The sequence below is a fragment of the Microbacterium sp. NPDC056569 genome (genome assembly GCF_042793475.1).
In the GTDB taxonomy this organism is placed as follows: Bacteria; Actinomycetota; Actinomycetes; order Actinomycetales; family Microbacteriaceae; genus Microbacterium.
The window spans coordinates 88,979-113,451 of the sequence record NZ_JBHTUV010000004.1; the positions used below are offsets into that span (position 1 = coordinate 88,979).

The following is a 24,473-nucleotide window of genomic DNA, read 5'->3' on the forward strand; positions in this document are numbered from 1 at the left end:
ATCCGTTCTCCACCGCTCGTCTCTACCTTGCTCGCTCGGGTGCGACCGTGCGCAGCGCGCGTGCGCGCATCCACCATCGCCACGGCGGGAAGTCCCGCGGCCAGTGGATGAGCACCGTGTGGAACCCGCGGCGGATGCGCAGCAGCAGCGCCGCGTCCAGCCGGAGCGGTCGGGCCGAGATGCCGACGGCCGCGCCGCGGGCGCGCCGGATCCGGTGCGTCCTGCCGAGGTGGAACGACAGGTCCAGGTCGTCGTGCAGCAGATCGTCGTCGCGATGGACCTCGGCGGCGACCTGCGACCAGGCATCCCGCCGCATCGCCATGTTGGAGCCGAACAGGGGCGTGTGTCCGAGTGTCGGGAGGAGCACGGCCCGGTAGGCGCCGAGGTATGCGGCCGCCGCGCGCGGACGCGGCTTCCCTGCCGCGTCGACGAACCACGCATCGCCGGCGACGGCCGCGACGGACGGGTCCCGGTCGAACGGTGCCAGGAGTCTCTCGAGCCAGTCGTGGGGAGGAAGCGAGTCCGCGTCCAGTCGGGCGATCAGCTCGCCCTTCGCCATGTCGTAACCGGCGGCGCCGGCGGTCGCGATGCCGCGCGGCGGCTGCCGGGCGACGGTCGCCCCGAGCTCGGCGGCGACGGCGGCAGAGGCGTCGACGGAGCCGTCGTCCACGACGATGACCTCATCGGGATGCCATGTCTGGAGTCGCAGCGCCTCGAGGCATCGGCGAAGCAGCGCGGCGTCGTCGCGCACCGGGACGACCACCGTGACCGACGGCCGTGGCCGCTGCTCCGTCGCCTCATCGGATGGGGCGGAGACCTTCGACTGCGGACGACACGGCGAGGGCGCGCTCACATGCGGCCGAAGGTGGCGTCGATGTCGGCCATCTCCATCTCCGCGGTGGCTTGGATCAGCGCCGTCAGCTCCTCGTCGGCACCCGGCGAGAACTCTTCGCGACGCTCCGGGGCGATGGTGATCGGCGCACCCTCCGGCGCCTGCTGCGAGGCATCCAATTCGGTTCCGTCGCCGGAGGGCGACAGGCCCTGGAAGATCCGACCGGCCTCGGACTGATCGTCGAGGTCGAACGAGTACTGCTTGCTCTGCAGCCCGAGGTCCAGCAGGCGCTTCACCTCGGGGAACTGCTCGGCATTCGTCTTCGGGATCGGCAGGGTGCTCCTCCAGTTGACGCCGAGCGTCTCCAGAGCCTTGGCGTAGGCGTTCTCATGCGCCTGGTCGCGGACGATCAGGTACGAGATCGTCGAACGGGCGGTCTTGTTCGCCGTCATCTCGTAGAGCCGGCACTTCTGCAGGCGTCCGGTCGACTCGAGCATCAGGTTGTAGAGCAGGTCGAGGACGAGGTTCCCCGAGTTGTAGACGTAGCTGCCGCTCCAGGGATTGCCCACGGCGTCCACCGGGAGCGCGCCCTGGGCGCCGACCAGGTAGTGGTGGATGTTGCCCTCCGAGAGGGCGATGTTCAGCGGCACCGCTCCGCCGGCGCCGGGCTGGTCGATGGGGTCGCCCGACTTCCCCTGGTATCGCGGGGACCCGTCGACGAGCCGCGCGATGGTCGTGCCGATGAGTTCGACGTGGCTGATCTCCTCCGTGCCGATGCCTTGGATGAGGTCCTTGTAGGGCTTGGCCTCCGGCCCTCGGAAGTTGATGCTCTGGAACAGGTACTGCATCATCGTGCGCATCTCGCCGAACTGCCCGCCGAGCCCCTCCTGCAGGGCGTTGGCCGCCGCGGGATCCGGCTCGTCCTGCTCGATCGGGTTGATCAGCTGCTGCAAGTGGAAATACATGGTGCTCCTTCGATCGCCGGCGATGAGGTTCCACCCTCCGCGCCGGCCGGTGCACCCGTCGCGGGGGTCGACGGCGCGCGGCGCGACGGCTACCCTGTCGCACCGCAGCGCGACCGCTTCGACCCTCGGTGTCAACCCGGTGCCCTCCGGCCATCGCGTCCCTAGCCTGGGGTGATGGCTGTCAGTGAGTTCTGGTTGGTGCGGCACGGGGAGAGCATCGGCAACGTCGCCGCGACGAACGCGGAGATCGCGGGGCTCGAGGTGATCCCGCTCGATGAGCGCGATGCCGATGTGCCGCTCTCCCGAACCGGTCGGGATCAGGCGGCCGCGCTGGGCGAGTGGCTGGACGCCCGCGGGTCGGCGATCGACGCGTACTGGTCCTCGCCCTACTTGCGCGCAAGAGAGACGCTGACGATCGCCCTGGGCGCGGGCGGATCGGATGCGACGTTCCTCATCGACGAACGGCTGCGCGACAGAGAACTCGGGATTCTGGATCTTCTGACGCGCGCCGGTGTCGCTGCCCGCCACCCCGAGGAGATGGCCCGGCGCCGGCACCTCGGCAAGTTCTACCACCGGCCACCCGGGGGAGAGTCGTGGGCGGATGTCGCGCTCCGGCTGAGGTCCCTTCTCGGGGAGGTTCTCCCGGGGCCCGCGGAGCGTGTCATGGTGGTCGCTCACGATGCGGTCGTGATGCTGCTGCTGTACATCCTGCTGCCGCTCCGCGAGGACGAGCTGCTCTCCTTCGCCGACGATCACACGGTTCTCAACGCGTCGGTCACGCGCCTGGTGCGATCCGGATCGGGGTGGGAGCTCGTCGAGTTCTCGGAGGTGGGCCACCTGCAACGCGAAGGCGCCGCCGTCACCGCTCACCCGGGAGACCCGGATGTCGAGCCCGGCTGAACGCGTCACCGCGTCCCTCCTGCGGGGGTGGGGCCTGCCCGACCCGGGCGACTCGAAGAAGTCGCGCGGAGAGGTCGTCATCGTGGGCGGGTCGCGCACCTCGCCGGGAGCGGCGCTGCTCGCGGGCGAGGCTTCGCTCCGCGTCGGCGCCGGGCGAGTGGCGCTCGCCGTGCCGCAGTCGATCGATGCGCATGTGGGGATCGCGCTGCCGGAGGCGGGAGTCCTCGCCCTCCCCGATGACGCGGGAGCACCGTTGGAGGGGCGGCTGCGGGATCAGATCGCTTCGGCCGACGCGGTCCTGGTCGGGTCGGGCTTCTCGGACGCGGACGAGACACGCGCCACGCTCTCGGCGGTCGCCGCTGTAGGCCCGGGGATCCTCGTGCTGGACGCCTTCGCGCTCGGTGTCCTCGCGGATGTGGATCGCAGCAGCCTCCCCGAGAACCTCGTCCTGAACCCGAACAAAGAGGAGGCGAGCATCCTGCTGCGTCGTGACCTCGGGGAGGACGACGAGGCCGACGTGCGCGAGATCGCCGACCGATACGCCGCCGTCGTCAACTGCTACGGCGTGGTCGCTCATCCCGACGGGCGGGTGTGGCGAGTGGACGAGGGCGACGCGGGCCTGGCGACCTCGGGAAGCGGCGACGTGCTCGCCGGCGCCATCACCGGCTTCGCCGCCCGAGGCCTCGATCCGGCGCACGCCGCCGTGTGGGCGGCGTGGACGCACGGCCGCGCAGGGCGTCTGCTCGGTGCGCGGTTCGGGCTGGGCTATCTCGCGCGGGAGCTGGCGCGGGAACTCCCCGCGGCTCTCCGCGCGGTCGCCCCGTGACAGCGACCGGCGGGCGCTGATCGAGGCGCGCCGACGCCGGGGAGGGGAGGAGGGCCCCAGGTCGGGCCGGCGCTACCGGTAGTTGACGAACTGGAGGTCGACGTCGAGGTCGGCGGCCTTGAGCAGGCGCTGCACCTCCTGCAGATCGTCGCGCGACTTGGACTGCACGCGCAGCTCGTCGCCCTGGATCTGCGACTTCACCGACTTGGGGCCCTCGTCGCGGATGATCTTCGAGATCTTCTTGGCATTCTCGGACGAGATGCCGTCCTTGATCGTCGAGACGATCCGGTACTCCTTGCCGCTGGCGAAGGGCTCGCCCGACTCGAGGCTCTTCAGCGAGATGCCGCGCTTGATGAGCTTCGACTGGAAGACGTCGAGGACGGCCTTCGCACGGTCCTCGGTGCTCGCCTTGATGAGCACGGACTCGCCGCTCCATTCGACGGAGGCTCCGGTGCCCTTGAAGTCGTAGCGCTGCTCGATCTCCTTGCGGGCCTGGTTGAGCGCGTTCTCCGCCTCCTGGTGGTCGACCTTGCTGACGATGTCGAACGAGGAATCTGCCATGCCGGGCAGTCTATCGGCGCCTGCGGCGCAACGCGGGGGAGCGGATGCTGCGCCACGCGGCTGGCGCCGGAGATCGACGTGCAAGCGGTTCCATGCAGACGGCAAAAGTCACGGCGAGATATCGATCCGAACCCGGTGTTGCCATATATCGTCTGCTGAGTTAGAAATGTAAGCGCTTGCAATCGCAGGCGAGAGTCGAACCCGCACCGTCGCGACCGACAGTGCGGCCGGACTCACTCAGCACTCCAGAGAGGCACTGCACCGATGAAGGTGAACAAGAAGGGCTGGCTCGCGCTCGGCGGCCTCGCCATCACGTCGATCGTCCTGGCCGGCTGCGCGGGCGGCGGCGGCACCCCGGCCGAGACCGAAGACGGCGGCGACGCCACCTCGACCCTGACGGTCTGGGTCGACACCGAGCGCGTGGACGCGCTGCAGGGTGCGGCCGACGCGTACTCCGAGAAGACCGGCATCGAGGTCGACCTCGTCGGCAAGGACAACAGCGACATCAAGGAAGACTTCATCCAGCAGGTGCCGACCGGCAAGGGCCCGGACGTCGTCATGGGCGCGCACGACTGGCTCGGCGAGCTCTCGACCAACGGCGTCGTCGCCCCGATCGAGCTCGGTGACAGCGCCGCGGACTACGCTCCCGTCGCGATCCAGGCGTCGACCTACGAGGGCACCACCTACATGCTCCCGTACGCGGTCGAGAACATCGCCGTGCTGCGCAACGCCGACCTCATCCCCGAGCCTGCGGCCAACTTCGACGACATGATCGCCAAGGGCACCGCGGCGGGCCTTGCCACCCCGTTCGTCGTCGAGCAGGGCGTCGACGGCAACCCGTACCACCTCTACCCGTTCCAGACCGCGTTCGGCGCCCCCGTGTTCGGCACCGACGCCGACGGCAACTACGACCCGTCCGACCTCCAGCTGGGCAGCGAGGGCGGCTTCGAGTTCGCCAACTGGCTGGGCGCCCAGGGCGCCGCGGGCACCCTCAACACCGACGTCGACGGCGACATCGCCAAGACGAAGTTCCTCGACGGCGAGGCGGCGTTCTGGCTGACCGGGCCGTGGAACGTCGGTGTGGCCGTCGACGGCGGCATCAACGTCGCGATCGACGTGGTCCCCAGCCCGACCGATGCTGCGGCCCAGCCGTTCGCCGGTGTGAAGGGCTTCTTCGTCAGCTCGGAGTCCGACAACAAGGTCGCCGCGAACGACTTCCTCGTCAACTACATCGGCACCGAAGAGGTCCAGCTCGACCTGTTCGAGGCCGGCAACGTCCTCCCGGCGCTCACCGCTGCCGCCGACGCCGCGGCGTCCGACCCGATCGTCGCCGGCTTCCAGGCCGTGGGCGCCGAGGCCGTCCCGATGCCCGCGATCCCCGCGATGGGATCGGTCTGGGAGTACTGGGGTGTCGCCGAGGCCGCCATCATCAACGGCGCCGACCCGACGACGACGTGGCAGAAGCTCGTCGACGACGTGACCGCCGCCATCCAGTAACACCTGGCGGTCGAGAGGCCGCGAAACGAGACCGGGACGGATGCCGAGGCATCCGTCCCGGTCCCGACGATGAGGACGCCCCCATGACCGACACCCTCTCCACCGAGACGAACGAAGCGGCGCCGCCGCAGACCCCGCGGCAGCGCAGCGCGGCACGCATGGCCGACGCCGCCGGCGGGTCGCTGCGCGGGCTGATCGCGAAGATCGCCCTGCTCGCGATCGTCGACGCGATCGCGCTGTACGCCGCGTTCGTGCTCTTCCTGCACAACGAATGGCTCGTGCTCGCGCTCGTCGTGGTGGTGACGGCGCTGGTCAACTGGATCTACTTCTCCCGCCGCAAGATCCCGGCGAAGTACCTCGCTCCCGGCATCATCATGCTGGTCCTCTTCCAGATCTTCACGCTCGTCTACACCGGCTACATCGGGTTCACGAACTACGGCACCGGACACAACGGCAGCAAGGATCAGGCGGTCGCCTCGCTGATGCGCTCGTCGCTCGTGCGCGTCGAGGACTCGCCGACGTACGACGTGACGGTGGTCGAGCGCGTCGGAGAGCTCGGCCTGCTGGTCACCGACCCGACTGACGGCGACGTCTCGCTCGGCACCGCCATGAAGCCGCTCGAGGCTGTCGACGACGCGACCGTGGAGGGCGGCAAGGCCGTCGCCGTGGACGGCTGGACGACCCTCTCGTTCGCCGAGGTGCTCCAGCGCAGCAACGACATCGAGGCCCTCGCCGTCCCGTTCAGCGACGACCCCAACGACGGCGCCATCCGGACGCAGGACGGCCAGAAGGGCTACCTCTACGTCTCCACCCTCGAGTACGACGCCGCGGCCGGGACGATGACCGACGTCACCACCGGCACGGTCTACACCGACACCGGAGAGGGCGCCTTCGTCTCGGCCGAGGGCGAGGAGCTGCTCCCGGGCTGGCAGGTGTTCGTCGGTTTCGACAACTTCATCCGAGCCGTCACCGACCCGACGATCCGCACGCCGCTGCTGTCGGTCACGATCTGGACGTTCGTCTTCGCGATCGTCTCCGTGGCCTCGACGTTCTTCCTCGGACTTCTGCTCGCCCTCGTGTTCAACCACAAGGGCATGCGCTTCAAGAACGTCTACCGGATCATGCTGATCCTTCCCTACGCCTTCCCCGCGTTCCTCGGCGCGCTCATCTGGGGCGGCATGATGAACGAGAGCTTCGGCTTCATCAACCAGGTGATCTTCGGCGGAGCCGACATCCCGTGGCTCACCGACCCGTGGCTCGCCAAGGTCTCGGTGCTCCTGGTGAACCTGTGGCTCGGATTCCCGTACATGTTCCTCGTGTGCCTCGGGGCGCTGCAGGGCATCCCGGAGGACGTCAACGAGGCCGCCGTCGTCGACGGTGCGAACCCGTGGCAGATCTTCCGGCGCATCAAGCTGCCGCTGCTGCTGGTGACCGTGACGCCCCTGCTGATCGCGTCGTTCGCGTTCAACTTCAACAACTTCAACACCATCTACATGCTCACCGAGGGCGGACCCCGCATGCAGGACGTGAGCGGCCTGCCTGTCGGCCACACGGATCTCTTGATCTCGATGGTCTACAAGGTCGCGTTCACCGGCGAGAACCGGGACTACGGTCTCGCCTCGGCGTTCACCATCATCATCTTCATCGTGGTCGCGGTGATCGCCGTCATCAGCTTCCGCAAGACCAAGGCGCTCGAGGAGCTGAACTGACATGTCCGATTCCCAGGACCGCCTCGCCCACCCCGATAAGACCGTCGCACAGAACTCCGCGCTCGCGGTGTCCGCCGGCGGCACGGCCGAACAGTTCGAAAGCGCCGTGGGCGGAATGGCGCCGACTCCGTACGTCCCGCCCGTGCGACGCCGATCGCCGGGGAAGTGGTTCGCCGACACCGGCTGGCGACACGTCGTGGCGATCGTCGTGTCGATCTTCGCGATCTTCCCGCTGCTGTACGTGCTGTCGGCCTCGCTCAACCCGCGGGGCACGCTGACCGGCAGCAACCAGCTGTTCTCCCAGGTCGGGATCGACGCGTATGTGCGCATCCTGACCGATCCCCAGATCCCGTACCCGATGTGGTTCCTGAACACGATCATCGTCGCGACGGTCACCGGGATCACGATGGTGTTCCTCGGCGCGCTGGCGGCCTACGCGTTCTCCCGCATGCGCTTCACCGGCCGTCGCGTGGGGCTCATCACGATCGTCGTCGTGCAGATGTTCCCGCAGCTGCTGGCCGTGGTGGCGATCTTCCTCATGATGAGCGCGATCGGGGACTGGTTCCCGGCGATCGGCCTCAACACCCTGAGCGGACTGACCCTGATCTACCTGGGTGGTGCGCTGGGTGTGAACACGTATCTCATGTACGGGTTCTTCAACACGATCCCCAAGGAGATCGACGAGGCCGCCAAGATCGACGGCGCCGGCCACGCGCGCATCTTCTTCACGATCATCCTGCGGCTGGTCGCCCCGATCCTCGCGGTCGTCGGCCTGCTGTCGTTCATCGGCATCGTGAACGAGTACGTGATCGCGAGCGTCATGCTGATCGACCCCGAGAAGCAGACCCTCGTGGTCGGCCTGACCAAGCTCGTGTCGAACCCCCGCTACGCGGACTGGGCGGCGTTCTCGGCCGGCGCCGTGATGGCGGCCATCCCCGTGGTCGTGGTGTTCCTGCTGCTGCAGCGGTACATCGTCGGCGGCCTCACGGCCGGCGCGACGAAGGGCTGATCGAGCTCGGCCGATCGCAGGGCGGATGCGGCAGCATCCGCTCTGCGATGATCGAGGCGAGCACCGCCACCGCCCGCCTGACGAAAGGCCGAGCCATGACGACCCTCCTCCCTCACCACGACGGCTCGCCGCTGTACGTGTCCGACCTCGCGCCGCAGCTCGGCGACGTGGTCACCGTGCGGCTGCGCGTGCCGGCCGGCTACGGCCCCCTGGCGGCGGTGCGCACGCGCTCGAACCCCGATCACGAGCCGGAATGGACGGATGCTGCGCCCCTCGGCGCCGCGGACGGCTGGGAGTGGTGGGAGGCACCCGTGACGGTCCGCAACCCGCGGCACGGCTACCGCTGGGTGCTCCTCCACGAGGGCGGGCGCGTCGAATGGCTGAACCAGACCGGGCTGCACACGATCGAGACGCTCGACGCCGAGGACTTCGCCCTCGTCGCGTACCCGGCGCCGCCCGCGTGGCTCACCGAATCCGTGATGTACCAGGTGTTCCCCGATCGCTTCGCGCGGTCGGCGCAGGCCGACACTCATCCGACACCGGACTGGGCGATCCCGGCGAAGTGGGACGAGCCCGTCGACCCGGTCGTGCCGGGGCGATCGCAGCAGTTCTACGGCGGCGACCTCGACGGCGTCATCGAGAAGCTCGACCACCTCGTCGCGCTCGGCGTCGACCTGCTGTACCTCACGCCGATCTTCCCGGCCGCGTCGAACCACCGCTACGACGCGTCGAGCTTCGACCGCGTCGACCCGCTCCTCGGCGGCGATGAGGCGTACATCCGGCTCATCGAGGCGGCGCATGCCCGCGGCATCCGTGTCATCGGCGATCTCACGAGCAACCACTCGGGCGATCGGCACGAGTGGTTCCAGGCGGCGCTGGGCCACCCCGGCGCGCCGGAGGAGGAGTTCTACTACTTCACCGACGAGGCGAACACCCAGTACGCGTCGTGGCTCGGCGTGCCGACGCTGCCCAAGTTCAATTGGGCGTCGCAGGAGCTGCGAGACCGGTTCATCGAGGGCCCCGACTCGGTGGTCGCGAAGTGGCTGAAGCCGCCGTACTCGGCCGACGGCTGGCGCATCGACGTCGCCAACATGACGGGGCGTCTCGGCGCCGTCGACCTCAATGCCGAGGTGCGGCAGCTGCTGCGCAAGACCATGATCGAGATCAACCCCGACACGATCCTGCTCGGCGAATCGACGAACGACGCCGCGAGCGACCTGCAGGGCGACGGCTGGCACGGCGCGATGACGTACCCGTCGTTCACGAGGCCGGTGTGGGGCTGGCTCTCCGAGCCGACGCACGCCCCGTACCTCACGTACGACGGCCGCGAGGAGACCGAGCCGTGGTTCTTCACGCAGCCGATCGGCGGCATCCCGCGCTACACCGCGAGGGAGTTCGTCGAGGCTGTGGTGCGGTTCACCGCAGGCATCCCGTGGCGCGTGCGCCTGGGCAACATGCAGCCGCTCGACACGCATGACACCGGCCGCTTCGCCACCAACGCGGCGCCCGGAACGGTGCCGGTGGCGGCCGGGCTCATGATGACCCTGCCGGGGCTTCCCGTGGTCTTCGCGGGCGATGAGTTCGGCCTCGTCGGCGTCGACGGCGAGGCGAGCCGCACGCCGATCCCGTGGGGCACCGAAGCCCAGCCCGCGGTGGCCGAGCGCCTCGCGCTGTACCGCGACCTGATCGCCCTGCGCCACGCTCACCCGGTGCTGTCGACCGGGGGCCTCCGCTGGGTGCACGTCGACGACGGGTTCGTCGTGTTCGTCCGCGAATCCGCCGAAGAGACGCTGCTCGTGCTGGCTGCCAAGGGCGACGCCGACGTCGAGCTCGCGCCCGGCGCACTGCCCGGAGCGGCCGGCGCCGAGGCCGCCTTCGGCGACGCGACCCTCGCGGTAGCCGGTGACGGCGCCGTGCTGCTGTCGGCGGACGGTCCGGCGTTCGCGGTCTGGCGCCTGGCGGGCGTCAGCGTTCCGGCTCCGCAGCCCGACGCCGGCGCGCAGGCCGACGAGGTCTCGCGCGGTGTCGCCTCGGCGGACGAGACCACGCCGGCGGAAGAGGTCGAGTCCGCCTGACGGCACCGGGACGGCTGTGGACAACGCGTGACACGCAGTCGCATCGTTTGACACACTGAGTCCCATGTCAGCGTTGACCACCATCGGCCTGCCCGTGGCCCTCGGAATCATCATGTTCGGGCTCGGCCTGAGCCTCACCCTCGGCGACTTCGCCCGCGTCCTCAAGCAGCCGAAGGCGGTGATCGTCGCGCTGCTGTGCCAGCTCGTGCTGCTGCCCCTCATCTGCTTCGGGCTCGTGCTCGCGTTCCAGCTGCCGCCGATCCTCGCGGTCGGCATGATGATGCTCGCGGCGTCGCCGGGCGGCACCACCGCCAACCTCTACAGCCATCTGTTCCGGGGCGACGTGGCCCTGAATATCTCGCTCACGGCCGTGAACTCGGTGATCGCCGTGTTCACGCTTCCGCTCATCACGAACCTCGCGATCCTCTACTTCAACCCGTTCGACGACCAGCTCGGCCTGCAGTGGGCCAAGACCGTGGAGGTCTTCGCGATCGTGCTGCTGCCGGTCGCCCTCGGCATGATCGTGCGCCGGTTCTGGCCGCGCTTCGCGAAAGCGATGGACAAGCCGGTGCGCATCGCGTCGGTCGTCATCCTCGTCGTCGTGATCGCCGGCGCCGTCGCGCAGAACTGGGCGCTGCTGCTCGAGAACTTCGGCCGGCTCTCGCTCATCACGATCGTGTTCTGCCTCATCAGCCTCACCGTCGGCTACTTCGCCCCGCGCCTGGTCAAGGTGGGCAAGAGGCAGTCGATCGCGTCGTCGTTCGAGATCGGCATCCACAATGCGACGCTCGCCATCGTCATCGCGCAGACGGTGCTCGGCTCGGTCGAGCTGTCGCTGCCCGCGGCCGTGTACGGCGTCCTGATGTTCTTCATCGCGTTCGGGTTCGGCTTCCTCATCCGCGACCGCTCGGCCGCCGCGGACGGCTCCGTTCCCGACCGCACGGACGACGCCGCGGCGCCGGCGGCGTCGGCCTGACGATGAGGACGACGGATGCTGCCGCCCCCGCGTGCGCGAACACGCGGGGTGGCGGCATCCGTCGTCCTTCGTAGACTGGGCGGGCGAGGAGGTGCCATGCGCCCACTGACCGAGGATGAGTTGCGTTCATCGTTCGTGAACGCCTCCGCCGACGAGCTGCGACTCGTCGCCCTGCCCGCCGACTTCATGATCACCGACTGGGATCACCTCGATTTCCTGGCGTGGCGCGACCCGCGCACGCGCGGGCGCGGGTATCTGGTAGCCGAGATCGACGGCGAGCCCGCGGGCATCGTGCTGCGCGGCGCGGAGGGGTCGTCCCACGCGCGAGCGGCGCTGTGCAACCTGTGCCACACGATGCAGCCGGCCGATCAGGTCACCATGTACACCGCCCGCAAGGCCGGCGAAGCCGGTGCGCACGGCGACAGCGTGGGGACGTATATCTGCGCCGACCTGTCGTGCCACGAGAACGTGCGGCTGGCGCCCCCGCTCGCCCCGAACGAGGTGCGCGCGAGCGTCGACCTGAAGATCGACGGCACGCGCCGCCGCACAGAGGCGTTCGTCGGACGCGTGCTCGAGACCGCGGGCGTGCGGCGATGACCGTCGTCGTGGTGGGCGACGCGCTCATCGACGAGTTGCGCGACGGCCATGGCGTGCGCGAGTTCGTCGGCGGGGCGGCGCTCAACGTCGCGGTGGGACTCTCGCGGCTCGGCGTGCCCGCGACGCTCGTCGCGATGCTCGGCGACGACGAGCCTGCGTCGCGCGTGCGCCGCTACCTCGCCGACTTCGGCGTCGACCTCCTGGCGACGCCGTCGCTGCTCGGCACGGCGCGCGCGGTGAGCACCCGCTCGGGGGCCGGCGAGCCGGTGTACGAGTTCAACGAGGCGTCGCAGAAGCGGCGGATCCGCTTCGGCGAGGCCGAGCGGAAGGCGTTCGCGGACGCCGACCTCGTGGTCGTCAGTTGCTTCGCCTTCGACGACGCCGCGCAGGCCGCCGAGCTGGCCGACGCGATCGCCGGGGCGGCAGCATCCGTCGCCGTGGATCCCAACCCCCGCACGGGCATGATGCACGACACGGACGAGTTCGTGCGCGGCTTCGAGCGACTGGCCGCCGGTGCCGCACTCGTCAAGGTCGGAGAGGACGATGCCGTCCTCCTCTACGACGAGCGGCTCGACGCGCTGCGCGCGCACCTCGTCGACGTCGGCGCCCGTGCGGTGCTGGCGACCGAGGGCGCCGCCGGCGCCACGATCGAAGCGGGCGACGTGGTCGTGACCCGGCCGATCTCGAATCTGCCGGGCCGCATCGTCGACACGATGGGCGCGGGCGACGCGGCCTTCGCCGCGACGATCGCCGCGCTCGTCGCGGGCACGCCCGCCACCGCCGAGGACTGGGAGGCGGTGCTGCAGTCCGCGATGGATGCCGCGGCCGCGACGTGCCGCTTCGAGGGGGCGCTGCTGCGCACTCCGAGCGCGCTCGACAGCCTCGATCTCGACCGCATCGGCACCTGAACCGGCTCGATTTCGGACCTCGGGGATCTACGCGTAAGATGGTGGATCGCGCCTCCGGTCGTCTGGAAAAGTCGGACGGGTGCGCACCTGGCGAGTTACCCAAGCGGCCAAAGGGATCTGACTGTAAATCAGCCGTCTTAGACTTCGGGGGTTCGAATCCCTCACTCGCCACCATCCGAAAGCGCCCCGCTCCGCGGGGCGCTTCGTGGTTCTCGGGGCGGCTAGCCTGAGGCGATGACCTGGACCGCCACCGGCACCCTCACCGCGGAGGCTGCGACGCGGCATCCCGAGCTCGTCAGCCCCGTGGTCGCGAGCGGGCTCGCGCTGCTCGATCCCGCGGTCGCCGCGACGGTGGGCGTTGCCGCGATCGACGCCGCGCTCGCGGACACGGCCGCGTTCTGTGAGCGCTATGGCGTCGCTCCGGAGGCGTCTGCCAATTGCGTCGTCGTGAAGGGCAAGCGCGGCGGGGACGTGAGGTTCGCCGCGTGCATGGTGCTCGCGACGACGCGCGCCGACGTCAACGGCATCGTGCGCAAGCGCCTCGACGTGCGCAGCGCCTCGTTCGCGCCGATGGACGAGGCGGTGGCGCTCACCGGCATGGAGTACGGCGGCATCACGCCCATCGGGCTTCCGGCCGGCTGGCCGATCCTCGTCGACGCCGCCGTGGCGGCGGCGCCGGAGGTCGTCATCGGCGGGGGAGTGCGCGGCAGCAAGCTGTTCCTGCCGGGCAGCGCTCTGCTCGCGCTGCCGGGCGCCGAACTCGTCGACGGTCTCGGACGCGCGGCGGGCTGAGGCATCCGTCCGTCCCCTGTCGTGGCGGGCGCCGACCGCCGGTGCGCGATCGCTCCCACGCGCCGCCGGTCGGCGTGTCAGGATGGGCGGTGCAGGCACTCCGCCCGCGTCACGAGAGGAACGCCATGACCGCGCCCGACCCGTATGCGACGCCCGCCCCCGCAGCGGATGCCGCGCACACGGATGCCTCGCCCTCGCCGTTGCTGCGGGTCGCCATCTGGGTGGCGATCGGCGCCCTCATCGCTGCCGCGCTGGTCTGCGTGGTCTGGGTGCTGGTCGGCGGCCAGAACGGTCTCGTCGGCCGCGCGTTCCTGACGATCCTGCTGCTCGTCGCGTTCGCGGGGGTCGCGATCCTCGATGCGCACCTCGCACCCCGTCGGCCCGCCTGGTTCGCCCTGGCGAGCATGGCCTCGTGGATCATCGCGCTCCTGCTCGGCGCGATCATGATCTGGATGCCGGAGCGCTTCCCCTGGCTCGGATTCTCGCGGGTCATCCAGTTCCTGCTCATCGTGCTCATTCTCCAGCTGGTGCTGCTGCACGTACGTCTGTACTTCAAGGCGTTCCAGCGCCACGACACGGCCTTCACCCGCGCGGTGTTCATCGTCACGATCGCGCTCGTCGTCGGGCTGGCGGCCCTGCTGATCATTCCGCTGGCGTTCTGGGAGTGGTTCTACTTCGCCGACATCTACTGGCGCATCGTGGTCGCCGTCGCGATCCTCGCCGCCGTCGGCACGGCGCTCGTCCCCCTCGTGAACATCCTCTTCGCGCCGAAGAAGCCCCGGCCCCACGTGGTCTACCCCGTGCAGGCGGCGCCCGTCGGCCCCGCCGCGCTCGCCGCACCCGCCGCGCCTGCCACCCAGGACCTCCTGCCGTGGCCTAACTACGTCGATGCGGTCACGCCGCTGCCGATGCTCCCGGACGGCTCGCCGGACTGGAACGCGTACTACACGGGCTACCCGTCGCCGGGCGCGCACGTGTTCGCGCGGATCGAGCCGACGCCGTCGACCGAGCTGCCGGCACCGGCCCCTGAGCCGGTCACTCCGCAGCAGCCGACGACGCAGCCCGGGTACGAGGGCTACCCGCCGCCTCCGCCGCTGCCGCCGCGTCCCTGAGTGCCGAGGGCCCTCGGGCCGCGGCATCCGTCCACATCACGTGCTCTCGCCGAGTGCACGCGTTACGCGCGGGCACGACGTGTGATCTCGGTGAGAACAGGTGAACTGACCGCGCCGGGTCAGTGCCCGAGCAGCTCGAGCGCGGCCATCGCGGCGTTGTGACCGCCGAGGCCGCTGACCGCGCCGCCGCGGCGCGCGCCGGAGCCGCACAGCAGGACGCTCGGATGGTGCGTCGCAACGCCCCAGCGCTGCGCCGGGGTGTCGAGCGGCTCGTCGTCGCCCGCCCACGGCCACGAGAGCGGTCCGTGGAAGATGTCGCCGCCCGCCATGCCGAGCGAACGCTCCAGGTCGGCGGTCGTCCGCGCCTCGACGCACGGGGTGCCGTCCGGTGCCTCGTAGACGCAGTCGGCGATCGGCTCCGCCAGCACCGCGTCGAGCGAGCGCTGGGCCGCCTCGAGGAGCGCTGTGCGCGCAGCATCCGTGTCCCGTCCCTCGAGGAGGCGGTGCGGCAGCTGCAGACCGAACAGTGTCAGGGTCTGCGCGCCCGCTGCCCGCAGCTCGGGGCCGAGGATCGTCGGGTCGGTGAGCGAGTGGCAGTAGATCTCGGCAGGGAGGGGATCAGGGATGCTGCCGCCCGCCGCCGCCCGGTACGCGTCGTCGAGCTGGGTCATGGTCTCGTTGACGTGGAAGGTGCCGGCGAACGCGCCCTCGGGGGCGACGCGGTCGTCGCGGAGACGGGGGAGGCGCCGCAGCAGCATGTTGACCTTGAGCTGCGCGCCCTCCGGAACGACCGCACCGAGAGCCGATGCGCCGGCGCCGCCGACCGCGAGGAGCCGGTCGAGCACGGCGGGGCCGACGCCGCTCAGCACCAGTCGCGCATGCACCGCACCTCCATCGGCGAGGGTGATCTCGCCGTCCGGCGTCACCGCCACGACATCGGCGTCGGTGCGCACCTCGGCGCCGGCCTCGACGGCGGCACGTGACAGCTCGGCGCTGACGCGACCCATGCCGCCCACGGGCACGTCCCAGTGCCCGGTTCCGCCGCCGATCACGTGGTACAGGAAGCAGCGGTTCTGGCGCAGGCTCTCGTCGTCGGCCGAGGCGAATGTGCCGATGAGGCCGTCGGTGAGGGCGATGCCGCGGGCGATGTCGGTGTCGAACGACGAGCGGAGCATCGCACCCAGCGGGCGCTCGAAAAGGTCGGTCCAGAGGCCGTCGTCGCCGAGTTCCTCCCGCACCTGGCCGCGCCGGGGCAGCGGCTGCGTCATCGACGGGAAGAGCAGGCGCGCGACGGGTGCGATGCGGTCGGAGAACTCCCCGAACCGCCTCGCCTCTGCCGTGCTGCCGGTGACGCGGGCGAACGAGTCGGCGGTGGCGGCAGCATCCGCCGTGTCGATCAGGATTCCGCGAGACGCGTCCGCGGGATCGGGTGTGTAGGAGGAGTAGCGGCGGCGGAGGAGACGGATGCCGACACCCAGGTCGTCGATGATGCGCTGCGGCAGCAGGCTCACGAGGTAGGAATAGCGCGACAGCCGCGCGTCGACACCCGCCCACGGCCGCTCCGACACGGCGGCGCCGCCGACGTGGCCGAGTCGCTCGAGGACGACGACCGAGCGTCCGGCCCGCGCGAGGTACGCGGCGGCGACGAGGGCGTTGTGACCGCCGCCGACGATGGCGACGTCGTAGAACGGGGAACGAGCGGAACGGGCGTCGGCGACCATGAGCTCCACGCTACCCAGGCTCAGCGCCGCGGCCCCGGCAGCCGCCCGTCGTCGGGACTGCCCGGGCCGGACGGAGCGTCCCGCCCGATAGCGTGGAGGCATGAGCCTCGAGCACGACCTCGAATCCCTGGCCATCGACATCGCCCGCGAGGCGGGCGAGCTCGCGCGGGTGCGCCGCGACGCCGGCGTCGCGATCGCGGCGACCAAGACCGCGCTCGCCGACATCGTCACCGAGGCCGACCGCGAGGTCGAGGCGCTGATCCGCACCCGGTTGACGGCTGCCCGCCCCGACGACGGCTTCCTCGGGGAGGAGACCGGGGGCGCGCGCAGCGCGAGCGGCGTGACCTGGGTCGTCGATCCCATCGACGGCACCGTGAACTACGCCTACGGCATCCCGTCGTACGCGGTGAGCATCGCCGCGGTGCAGGGCGAGCCGACTCCCGGCGAGTGGGAGGCGCTGGCGGGCGTCGTCTACACCCCGGTCCTGGGCGAGATGTTCCACGCCGCCCGGGGCGAGGGGGCGTGGCTGGGTGTGAACCGCCTGGCCGTCAACGCGGAGGTCGGCGGCGCCGGCGCGCTGCTCGCGACCGGCTTCGGCTACGACCCGGCGACGCGGCCCGGCGACATCGAGCTCATCGGCCGCGTGATGCCCGCCGTGCCTGCGCGCGACCTGCGCCGCGGCGGGTCGGCGGCCAGCGACCTCGCGTACGTCGCGGCCGGTCGTCTCGACGGCTACTTCGAGCGCGGCCTGGCCCCGTGGGACCTCGCCGCGGGGTCCCTCCTCGTGACCGAGGCCGGCGGTCGCTTCGGTCGTGCGAAGCCCGATGGCGGCTGGCGGGAGCCCCTTGTCGTCGCCGCGGCTCCGGCGATCTTCGACCGCCTCGCGGAGGCCGCCGGACTGCGTTGAGACGGCGACTCTCATCGAATCCTCATGCGACGCGCGCCATGAAATCCGAGCCGCACATGGCATTCCCAGGACGCCCGGGGTAGGGTTTACCCGATCGTTACCTTCACCGCCCCGAAACGGTGAAGTGGTCCTAGCCCGAAGACCGCCTTGTCGCGAACACCCCCCGTCGCGGCACGACCCGAGAGCCCGACTCCGCTTTGCCTTTCGACGCCCCCCAGGCCGGATCTGCGCCCACGCGCCGGTCCAGCCGAACCTCCGCAACGCCTGTTCAGGCGACGCCGGAGACTCCCGGGGCCGGCCGTGCGACCGCACGGCGCCAGGCGGCGAGCACGGCTCCCGAGCGTCCCGCGGTCGTGTGGGGCCGTCCTGTCGACGCGAAGCGGATGACGGATGCTGCCGTCGCGACCAAGCACGAGGCGACGACGTATCTGACGCCGGCCGCCGAGGCGCCCACGACGCAGGCGCCCGTGGCTGCAACCGCCCCGTCTGTCTCGGCCGAGCCGACCGCAGAGGTCGTCGCTCCTGGTCCGTCGTCGGTGGAGCTCCCGGTCGCTTCCGCACCGGTCGTCGCGCCCGCCGCGCCCCGCGTCCGCGCGCGTTCGGCGGCAGCCGCACCCGCCGCGGGGCAGGCGAGCCGTCGCTCGCGTCGTGCCCAGACCGGCGAGCAGCCTGTGACGGTCGTGCCGCCGATCGCGCCCGTCGCCCCCGCGGAGCCCGAGCGTCCGGCCGCCGCGTTCGAGGCCGAACTGCCGACCCGCGAAGAGCCGGCACCGCTTCTCGACACCGTGCTCGCGCCGGCGGAGCCGTTCGAGCTCCTCGAGCCTGTCGCGATCGCCGAGTCGCCCGCCTCCACCACCGCTGTGGCCGCGCCCGCCGCCGACGCGACGCCTGCTGAGGGCGCTTCGACGTGGATGGCCGAGACCTTCGCGAAGCTCCTGGCCGCCGAGGCCGCCTCCACCGCCCCCGTCGTGGAGACGGCCGCCCCGCAGCCGACAACCGCGACGCGGCGCGAAGAGTCCCCGGCGCCCGCGGCTCCGCAGCGTGCCGAGCAGCCGACGGTCGCGGCCCCGCGTGTCGCAGAGCCGTCGACGACCGCGACCGCCGCGCAGGCGGTGCCCGCCGCGCAGCCGGTCGCAGACCGCGCGCCGTCGCAGCCCGTCGAGGAGCGCGCTGCGCGTGCGCGTGCCGAGCGTCCCCGCACCGAGCGCATCGAACCGCTCACCGGCCCGATCCCGCAGCCCGCAGCATCCGGAGTCGACGAGTTCGAGGCGGCGTCCCGCCTGTTCTCGTTCACGGGGGAGACCCCCGTCCAGCAGGCCGCGCCCGAGGCCGAGGCCCACGCTGCTGCCGAGGAGACCGCCCCGCACGCGGCGCCTCGCCGGTCGCAGGCGCGTCGCGGCTCCGCCTTCAAGCGCGTCGCCACCGCGTCGTTCTCGGTCGGCGTCTTCGGCATCGTCGGTCTGATGGCCGTCGGCATGACCACCCCCGCCGAAGCGGTCGCCGCGGTCAGCGGAACGGAAACCTCGCTGTCGGTGCTCGCCGCGGGCGACAACACGGCTCCGGTGATCGACGAGGCCGAGATCCAGGCCTATGTGGCTCCGGGCGACGCGCAGAGCGACACCCTGCAGCGCACCGAGAACTACTCGACCACGACGACGGCCCAGCTCGCGTCCGAGGCCGGCATCCGCAACTTCTCGAACCTGTTCCACAACAACCAGAACTCGAACATCCAGTGGCCCTTCGCGGTCGGAGTGACGATGTCGTACGGTTTCGGCATGCGCTCCGGCCGCATGCACGAGGGCATCGACTTCACGCCGGGCAACGGCGCGCCGATCCAGGCGATCGCCGACGGCACCGTCCGCGTCGCCTCCGAGGCCGGCGGCGCCTACGGCGTGCACGTGATCATCGACCACATCGTCGACGGCCAGTTGATCTCGAGCCACTACGCGCACATGCAGTACGGGTCGCTGCAGGTGAGCCAGGGTCAGCGCGTGACGGTCGGCACCGTCCTCGGCCGCACCGGCAACACTGGACGCTCGTACGGTGCCCACACGCACTTCGAGCTCCTCAAGAACGGCACCACCGCCATCGACCCGTGGCCGTGGCTGCAGCAGTACACCGACGGGACCCACACGGTGGGTTGAGCCGGTTCGGAAGGATGCCGCGGCTCTGGTATCCTCTTCTAGTTGCCTGCTTGCGGGCAGCACGCCCCGATAGCTCAGTGGCAGAGCACTTCCATGGTAAGGAAGGGGTCGTCAGTTCAATCCTGACTCGGGGCTCGCAGCATCCAATTCGTGACCGTTGGATGTGTTTGGCAGGGTAGCTCAGTTGGTGAGAGCGCACGACTCATAATCGTGAGGTCGCGGGTTCAAGCCCCGCTCCTGCTACAGATGAAAACCCCCGGATCTCCGGGGGTTTTGTCGTCGGCGGGGGCCTGTGTGCCGCGTGGCGCGGTCGGGCGGCGGCTCACTCCCCGCCACGGGAGCGGAATCACCCGCTCCGTGGGGTCGTGCTCGGGGGCGCGCTCATCGCTCTCGGCGCCGGTCTCGTCATCGCATGCACCCTCGTGGGGAGGAGTCGGGCGCGGGTGTGACCGCCGCGTCAGTGCCGGTGCCGCGCCGGTCGTCTGCTTCTACAGGGGCGGGGCGTCGCGCGCGATGCGCTGCAGGATCCTGTGGGCGAGCCGCATGAATTGCGCTGTGGCGGGGGAGATGGCGCCGCCCTTGCGTGTCACGAACGCGTAGTGCTCGACGATGGGAGGATCCAGCGGCGCCCACGAGAGTCCGCGCGCCTGCATGAACTGGCGTCCGACGTGGAAGGAGACGAGGGAGTCGCCGACGCCCTGCGCAGCGAGCTCGAGGGCGTGCGTCTGGAACTCGACCTCGACGATCGGGTGGATCACGGCCCCCTCGCGCTGCGCCCGCTCCGTGAGCGAGACGCGCAGCGGGTCGTCGTTCGACCAGCGCGCCTCCGACAGGATGAGCGGCCGCGACGCGAGGGTCGCGATGTCGATCGGCCCCGTCGTGTGCTCGGGGTTGCGTGACACGTACACGGCCTGATCGCGGAAGACCGACGGCGTCAGCTCGAGCTCTCGATCGTCGACGGGCAGCTGGACGAGCCCGGCCTCGAGGTGACCTTCACGCACTTCGTCGGCAACCTCCGACGAGTTGAGGCCGACCACCTGGATGCGCACCGACGGGTACAGCTCGTGGAACTCGCGGATCAGGTCGGTGAGCAGATACAGGTGCGCACTGTTGAACGTGCCGAATGAGACGGTGCCCTCCTCGAGCGACCGCAGCCTTTTGCTCCAGTCGGCGAGCTCGCGCGCATCGCTCAATGTGCGCTCCGCGAGCGGCAGCAGCTGCTTGCCGGCGTCCGTCAGCAGGAGCCGGCGCGACGTCCGCGTGAAGAGTGTGACGCCTAGCGAGGTTTCGAGCACATTGATCTGCTCCGAAAGGCTCGGCTGTGCGATGTGATGCTCGGCGGCCGCTCCCGCGAACGTTCCGACACGTGCGGCCGAGACGAAGTACTCCAGCTGGCGGACGGTGGGGAGTGCCATGACGAGCTCCATTCTCAAGGTTCAACCTATGTCTACCATCCGCGACCAAGCATTGCCCTGGTTATTCAAGCCTGGTGCACTGGGTTCCCAACAGCCAAAACGCATCGAAAGGCCGGAACTCACATGCAGGGCACTCAGCGCACCGTCGTCGTCACGGGAGCAGCATCCGGGATGGGACTTTCCACCGTCCAGACGTTCCTGCGCTCCGGATGGCGGGTCGTCGGCCTCGACGTCGTCGAGAGCGCCGTGGACGCCGCCGCCCCCGGCACCTACCTGTCGGCTGTCGTCGACGTGCGCTCCCGCGAGGAACTCGAGCGGGCGCTGGGCGAGCTGCTCCCGATCGGCGAGTCCATCCACGCCGTCGCGAACATCGCCGGCGTCTACCCGCCCACCACTCTCGAGACGTACGACGAGTCGACGTACCGGCGCATCTTCGACATCAACGTGCTCGGCATCCTGAACGTGATCGCCGCGGCCCGCCCGCGGTTGATCGACAGCTCGTCCATCGTCAACTTCGCGTCGGTGGACGCGTTCACGGTCTCGCCCGGCCAGCTGCTCTACGGGGCTTCGAAGGCCGCGGTCGTGATGCTCACGAAGGCGCTGGCCCTCGAGCTCGCACCCGCCGGCATCCGAGTGAACGGCATCGCTCCCGGCTGGGTCGCGACGCCTGGAAACGCAGCGACAGGACGCATGGATGCTGCCGCCGCCGGCATCCCGCTCGGCAGGGTCGCGCAGCCCGAGGAGATCGCCGACTGGGTGCTGCTGCTGTCGACCCCGGGCGCGGTCGCGTTCATGACCGGCGAGACGGTCGTGCTCTCCGGCGGGGACGTGATCCGATGAGCACGCCCGACACGATCATCATCACGGGAGCCGCCCGCGGTCAGGGTGCCGCTCACGCCGCCCACCTCGCCCGCGGAGGAACCCGCGTCGTGCTCACCGACGTGCTCGATGCGGAGGGCGAGAACACCGCGGCGGTGCTGCGGGCCTCCGGCGGCGACGCGGTGTACCGCCACCTCGACGTCACCGACGAGGACTCGTGGGCCGCGCTCGCGGCCGAGCTGTCCGGCGCGAAGCACCGGGTGCGCGCGCTCGTCAACAACGCGGGCGTCCTCCGCTACGCCGCGATCGCCGACACGAGCCTCGACAGCTGGCGGCTGCACGAGCGGGTGAACGTGCACGGCGCGTTCCTCGGCATCCGGGCCATCGCGCCGCTCCTCGTGACCGGCGGATCGATCGTCAACGTGTCGTCGACCGCCGCCCTCGTCGGCAGCGCCGGATACGGCGCCTACGCGGCCTCGAAGGCAGCTGTGATCGCCCTGACCCGCGTCGCGGCGGTGGAGCTCGCACCGCGGGCCCGTGTCAACGTCATCTGCCCCGGAGGTGTGTCGACCGCCATGAACGAGGACGAGCCCGCCGGAGGGACGTCCTCGCTCACGCCGCTCGGCCGCCGCGCGCACGCTGACGAGATCTCCCCGCTGGTCGAGTACCTCATCTCGCCCGCCGCGTCGTTCGTGACCGGATCCGTCTTCACCATCGACGGCGGCCTCACCGCCGTCTGACCCGAGCCACCGTCCGCCCCTCGATCAGAAACCCGCACCACCCGCATCCACAGCTCCACCCCCCACAGAGAAGAGAAACCCGATGAACACCCGAACCCTCCCGCGGCGAATGTCAGCCGCCATCGCCGCCCTGAGCCTGGCCGGCCTCGCCCTCGCCGGCTGCGCCGGTGCCGCAGCATCCCACGTCGATGCGAGCTGCGAGCCCGCGCACGAGGGCCTCACCACCTACACCGCCGGAACGCTCACCGTCGGCGTGCCCGAGAACCTGCCCTACACCCAGACGAAGGGGTCTGACGCAGCAGGGCTCGAGATCGATCTCATCAAGAAGGTCGCGGCCGCTGAGTGCCTGAACATCGCGTTCGTGCCGATCACGTACGCGAACGGCATCCCGATGATCAGCGAGCAGAAGAAGGCGGACCTGATCACCGGCGGTTGGTACGTGACCGAAGCCCGCGCCGAGCAGGTCGGGTTCACCGCCCCGACCTTCTACGACAGCATGGGCATCATCTCCAAGGACGGCCTCACCACGGTCACCGAGCTGGAGTCGGCCGGCGATGTCGGCAGCGTCGCCGGGTTCTCGTGGGAAGGCGACATGAGCGCCGTGCTCGGCGACCACCTGAAGACCTACCCGGGCACGGTCGAGACCAAGCAGGACCTCGTCAGCGGCCGCATCCAGGCGGCCCTGGACGGCTACGCCGTGGCCACGGTCGCCTACGCCGGCACCGACTTCACGGTGGAGCCGGCCGAGGTCGACGAGCGGATCGCCATCACGACCTCGATGCCCATCATCGCCTTCCCCATCGCGAAGGAGAACATCGCGCTGTCGGATGCGATCAGCGAGCACATCGACCGGTTCCGTGAGGACGGCACGCTCGAGGCGGTGCTCGCCGACTACGACCTGCCGGCCAGCCTGCTCGTGCCGGCCGACGTCGCCGAGACCTCCATCCGCTGACAGGCGCCGGGGGGCGGCGGCACCCCCGCGCCCCGCCCCCAGTCCCCCCGCGGGCCCCACACCCCCCGCCCGCGCCCTCCCCCCCACCCTCCCCCCCCACGCCCCCCCCCCCCCCGCCCGCGGCCAGCCCCACCACATCCCCCCCCCCGCCCCCCACCCCCCCCCCGGGGCCCCGGGGCGGGGCGCGGGCCCCCCGCCGGCCCCCGGCACCATTTCCCGAGGAGTCCCCATGAACCCCGGACTGATCACCCAGAGCAACGCGATCGCCCACGCGGGAGTCGAGATCTCGCACCTGTCGAAGAGCTACGGCGACCACCTGGTGCTCGACGACATCTCCATCTCGGTCAAGCCCGGCAGTGTCACCGCGCTGATCGGCCCCTCCGGCTCCGGCAAGAGCACGCTGCTGCGCTGCGTGAACCTGCTGGAGACCCCCGACAAGGGCACTGTCACCGTCGGCACCCAGACCATCGAAGCGGGCCGCAAGGTCAAGGACCGCGAGCTCCTCCAGCTGCGCCGGCAGGTGGGGATGGTCTTCCAGTCCTTCAACCTGTTCCCGCACTTCTCGGTGCTGCGCAACGTCGCCTTCCCTCAGGAGAAGATCCTGGGCCGCAGCCGCGAGGAGGCCGAGGCGCGCGCGCTCACACTCCTCGAGCGCGTCGGGCTGAAGGACAAGGCGCACCAGCACCCCGCCCGGTGCTCCGGCGGCCAGCAGCAGCGCATCGCGATCGTGCGGGCGCTCGCGCTCGACCCCCGCGCGATGCTGTTCGACGAGCCCACCAGCGCCCTCGACCCCGAAGTCGGCATCGAGGTGCTCGCCGTGATGCGCGAGCTCGCCGACGCGGGCATGACGATGATCGTGGTGACACACGAGATGTCGTTCGCCCGCGACGTCGGGGACCACCTCGTGGTGATGGCCGACGGTCACATCATCGAGGAGGGCGATCCCGCCCAGATCATGGCCGACCCCCGCGAGGAGCGCACCCGCCGCTTCCTCAGCGCCGTGCTGGATCGCTGAC

At 70.6% G+C, this 24,473-nt stretch carries 22 protein-coding genes and 3 tRNA genes; 20 read left to right on the forward strand and 5 right to left on the reverse strand.

Going from position 1 to position 24,473, the window contains the following annotated elements; translation table 11 throughout:
* Window positions 1-22: 22 nt before the first annotated feature.
* Together ACFQ7C_RS06415 and ACFQ7C_RS06420 are read right to left on the reverse strand one after the other, a co-directional pair.
* Entirely contained in the window at window positions 23-853 is an 831-nt protein-coding gene (locus ACFQ7C_RS06415) for a glycosyltransferase family A protein (protein WP_378898679.1), read from the reverse strand.
* Window positions 850-1,797, reverse strand: coding sequence for a manganese catalase family protein (locus ACFQ7C_RS06420; protein ID WP_378898680.1), 948 nt, complete (start codon window positions 1,795-1,797; stop codon window positions 850-852). The genes ACFQ7C_RS06415 and ACFQ7C_RS06420 overlap by 4 nt, the downstream gene beginning before the upstream one ends.
* 174 nt (window positions 1,798-1,971) lie before the next feature.
* On the opposite strand from ACFQ7C_RS06420, the gene ACFQ7C_RS06425 reads away from it, so the two are divergent.
* Both ACFQ7C_RS06425 and ACFQ7C_RS06430 read left to right on the forward strand, forming a co-directional pair.
* Window positions 1,972-2,697, forward strand: coding sequence for a histidine phosphatase family protein (locus tag ACFQ7C_RS06425; protein WP_378898681.1), 726 nt, complete (start codon window positions 1,972-1,974; stop codon window positions 2,695-2,697).
* A complete protein-coding gene (locus tag ACFQ7C_RS06430; RefSeq protein WP_378898682.1) occupies window positions 2,681-3,523 on the forward strand; it encodes an NAD(P)H-hydrate dehydratase in 843 nt (280 codons plus the stop codon). Before ACFQ7C_RS06425 ends, ACFQ7C_RS06430 begins: the two co-directional genes overlap by 17 nt.
* 72 nt (window positions 3,524-3,595) lie before the next feature.
* Here ACFQ7C_RS06430 and ACFQ7C_RS06435 read toward each other — a convergent pair whose 3' ends face one another.
* Window positions 3,596-4,084, reverse strand: a complete 489-nt coding sequence (locus ACFQ7C_RS06435) for a YajQ family cyclic di-GMP-binding protein (protein ID WP_045296670.1) — start codon at window positions 4,082-4,084, stop codon at window positions 3,596-3,598.
* Window positions 4,085-4,348: 264 nt separating this feature from the next.
* Between ACFQ7C_RS06435 and ACFQ7C_RS06440 the strand changes: the two genes are divergently transcribed.
* The 10 genes from ACFQ7C_RS06440 (at window position 4,349) to ACFQ7C_RS06485 (ending at window position 14,759) form a co-directional block, all read left to right on the forward strand.
* Complete coding sequence (locus ACFQ7C_RS06440) at window positions 4,349-5,581, forward strand: extracellular solute-binding protein (protein WP_378898683.1); 1,233 nt, start codon at window positions 4,349-4,351, stop codon at window positions 5,579-5,581.
* 83 nt (window positions 5,582-5,664) lie between these two features.
* Entirely contained in the window at window positions 5,665-7,290 is a 1,626-nt protein-coding gene (locus ACFQ7C_RS06445) for an ABC transporter permease subunit (protein ID WP_378898684.1), read from the forward strand.
* Between the two features lie 115 nt (window positions 7,291-7,405).
* Window positions 7,406-8,299: a sugar ABC transporter permease gene (locus ACFQ7C_RS06450; protein ID WP_378898865.1), complete on the forward strand. Its 894-nt coding sequence runs from the start codon at window positions 7,406-7,408 to the stop codon at window positions 8,297-8,299.
* A 95-nt stretch (window positions 8,300-8,394) separates the two neighbouring features.
* Window positions 8,395-10,374, forward strand: coding sequence for a glycoside hydrolase family 13 protein (locus tag ACFQ7C_RS06455; protein ID WP_378898685.1), 1,980 nt, complete (start codon window positions 8,395-8,397; stop codon window positions 10,372-10,374).
* 64 nt (window positions 10,375-10,438) lie between these two features.
* Window positions 10,439-11,350, forward strand: a complete 912-nt coding sequence (locus ACFQ7C_RS06460) for a bile acid:sodium symporter family protein (RefSeq protein ID WP_378898686.1) — start codon at window positions 10,439-10,441, stop codon at window positions 11,348-11,350.
* A gap of 96 nt (window positions 11,351-11,446) precedes the next feature.
* Complete coding sequence (locus ACFQ7C_RS06465) at window positions 11,447-11,947, forward strand: FBP domain-containing protein (RefSeq protein ID WP_378898687.1); 501 nt, start codon at window positions 11,447-11,449, stop codon at window positions 11,945-11,947.
* Window positions 11,944-12,855: a PfkB family carbohydrate kinase gene (locus ACFQ7C_RS06470; RefSeq protein WP_378898688.1), complete on the forward strand. Its 912-nt coding sequence runs from the start codon at window positions 11,944-11,946 to the stop codon at window positions 12,853-12,855. The genes ACFQ7C_RS06465 and ACFQ7C_RS06470 overlap by 4 nt, the downstream gene beginning before the upstream one ends.
* An 89-nt stretch (window positions 12,856-12,944) precedes the next feature.
* A tRNA-Tyr gene (locus tag ACFQ7C_RS06475) sits at window positions 12,945-13,029 on the forward strand.
* Between the two features lie 60 nt (window positions 13,030-13,089).
* The gene (locus ACFQ7C_RS06480) at window positions 13,090-13,647 is read left to right on the forward strand and encodes a YbaK/EbsC family protein (protein ID WP_378898689.1); all 558 of its coding nucleotides are present in this window, start codon (window positions 13,090-13,092) and stop codon (window positions 13,645-13,647) included.
* A 125-nt stretch (window positions 13,648-13,772) separates the two neighbouring features.
* Entirely contained in the window at window positions 13,773-14,759 is a 987-nt protein-coding gene (locus tag ACFQ7C_RS06485) for a hypothetical protein (RefSeq protein ID WP_378898690.1), read from the forward strand.
* 119 nt (window positions 14,760-14,878) lie between these two features.
* Here the strand turns inward: ACFQ7C_RS06485 and ACFQ7C_RS06490 are convergent, their stop codons facing one another.
* Window positions 14,879-16,480, reverse strand: a complete 1,602-nt coding sequence (locus ACFQ7C_RS06490; RefSeq protein ID WP_378898866.1) for a phytoene desaturase family protein — start codon at window positions 16,478-16,480, stop codon at window positions 14,879-14,881.
* A 100-nt stretch (window positions 16,481-16,580) separates the two neighbouring features.
* On the opposite strand from ACFQ7C_RS06490, the gene ACFQ7C_RS06495 reads away from it, so the two are divergent.
* The 4 genes from ACFQ7C_RS06495 (at window position 16,581) to ACFQ7C_RS06510 (ending at window position 19,774) form a co-directional block, all read left to right on the forward strand.
* A complete protein-coding gene (locus ACFQ7C_RS06495) occupies window positions 16,581-17,387 on the forward strand; it encodes an inositol monophosphatase family protein (protein WP_378898691.1) in 807 nt (268 codons plus the stop codon).
* Between the two features lie 353 nt (window positions 17,388-17,740).
* Entirely contained in the window at window positions 17,741-19,531 is a 1,791-nt protein-coding gene (locus ACFQ7C_RS06500; RefSeq protein WP_378898692.1) for a peptidoglycan DD-metalloendopeptidase family protein, read from the forward strand.
* Between the two features lie 63 nt (window positions 19,532-19,594).
* Window positions 19,595-19,666: transfer RNA gene (locus ACFQ7C_RS06505), tRNA-Thr, on the forward strand.
* Between the two features lie 34 nt (window positions 19,667-19,700).
* A tRNA-Met gene (locus tag ACFQ7C_RS06510) sits at window positions 19,701-19,774 on the forward strand.
* 245 nt (window positions 19,775-20,019) lie between these two features.
* Here ACFQ7C_RS06510 and ACFQ7C_RS06515 read toward each other — a convergent pair.
* Window positions 20,020-20,946: a LysR family transcriptional regulator gene (locus ACFQ7C_RS06515; protein WP_378898693.1), complete on the reverse strand. Its 927-nt coding sequence runs from the start codon at window positions 20,944-20,946 to the stop codon at window positions 20,020-20,022.
* Window positions 20,947-21,069: 123 nt separating this feature from the next.
* On the opposite strand from ACFQ7C_RS06515, the gene ACFQ7C_RS06520 reads away from it, so the two are divergent.
* The 4 genes from ACFQ7C_RS06520 (at window position 21,070) to ACFQ7C_RS06535 (ending at window position 24,472) form a co-directional block, all read left to right on the forward strand.
* On the forward strand, window positions 21,070-21,786 hold the full coding sequence (locus ACFQ7C_RS06520; RefSeq protein WP_378898694.1) for an SDR family NAD(P)-dependent oxidoreductase: 717 nt from the start codon (window positions 21,070-21,072) through the stop codon (window positions 21,784-21,786).
* Window positions 21,783-22,505: an SDR family NAD(P)-dependent oxidoreductase gene (locus ACFQ7C_RS06525; protein WP_378898695.1), complete on the forward strand. Its 723-nt coding sequence runs from the start codon at window positions 21,783-21,785 to the stop codon at window positions 22,503-22,505. Before ACFQ7C_RS06520 ends, ACFQ7C_RS06525 begins: the two co-directional genes overlap by 4 nt.
* Before the next feature lie 109 nt (window positions 22,506-22,614).
* Window positions 22,615-23,457, forward strand: coding sequence for a substrate-binding periplasmic protein (locus tag ACFQ7C_RS06530; RefSeq protein ID WP_378898696.1), 843 nt, complete (start codon window positions 22,615-22,617; stop codon window positions 23,455-23,457).
* A gap of 229 nt (window positions 23,458-23,686) precedes the next feature.
* A complete protein-coding gene (locus tag ACFQ7C_RS06535) occupies window positions 23,687-24,472 on the forward strand; it encodes an amino acid ABC transporter ATP-binding protein (RefSeq protein WP_378898697.1) in 786 nt (261 codons plus the stop codon).
* Window position 24,473 lies beyond the last annotated feature (1 nt).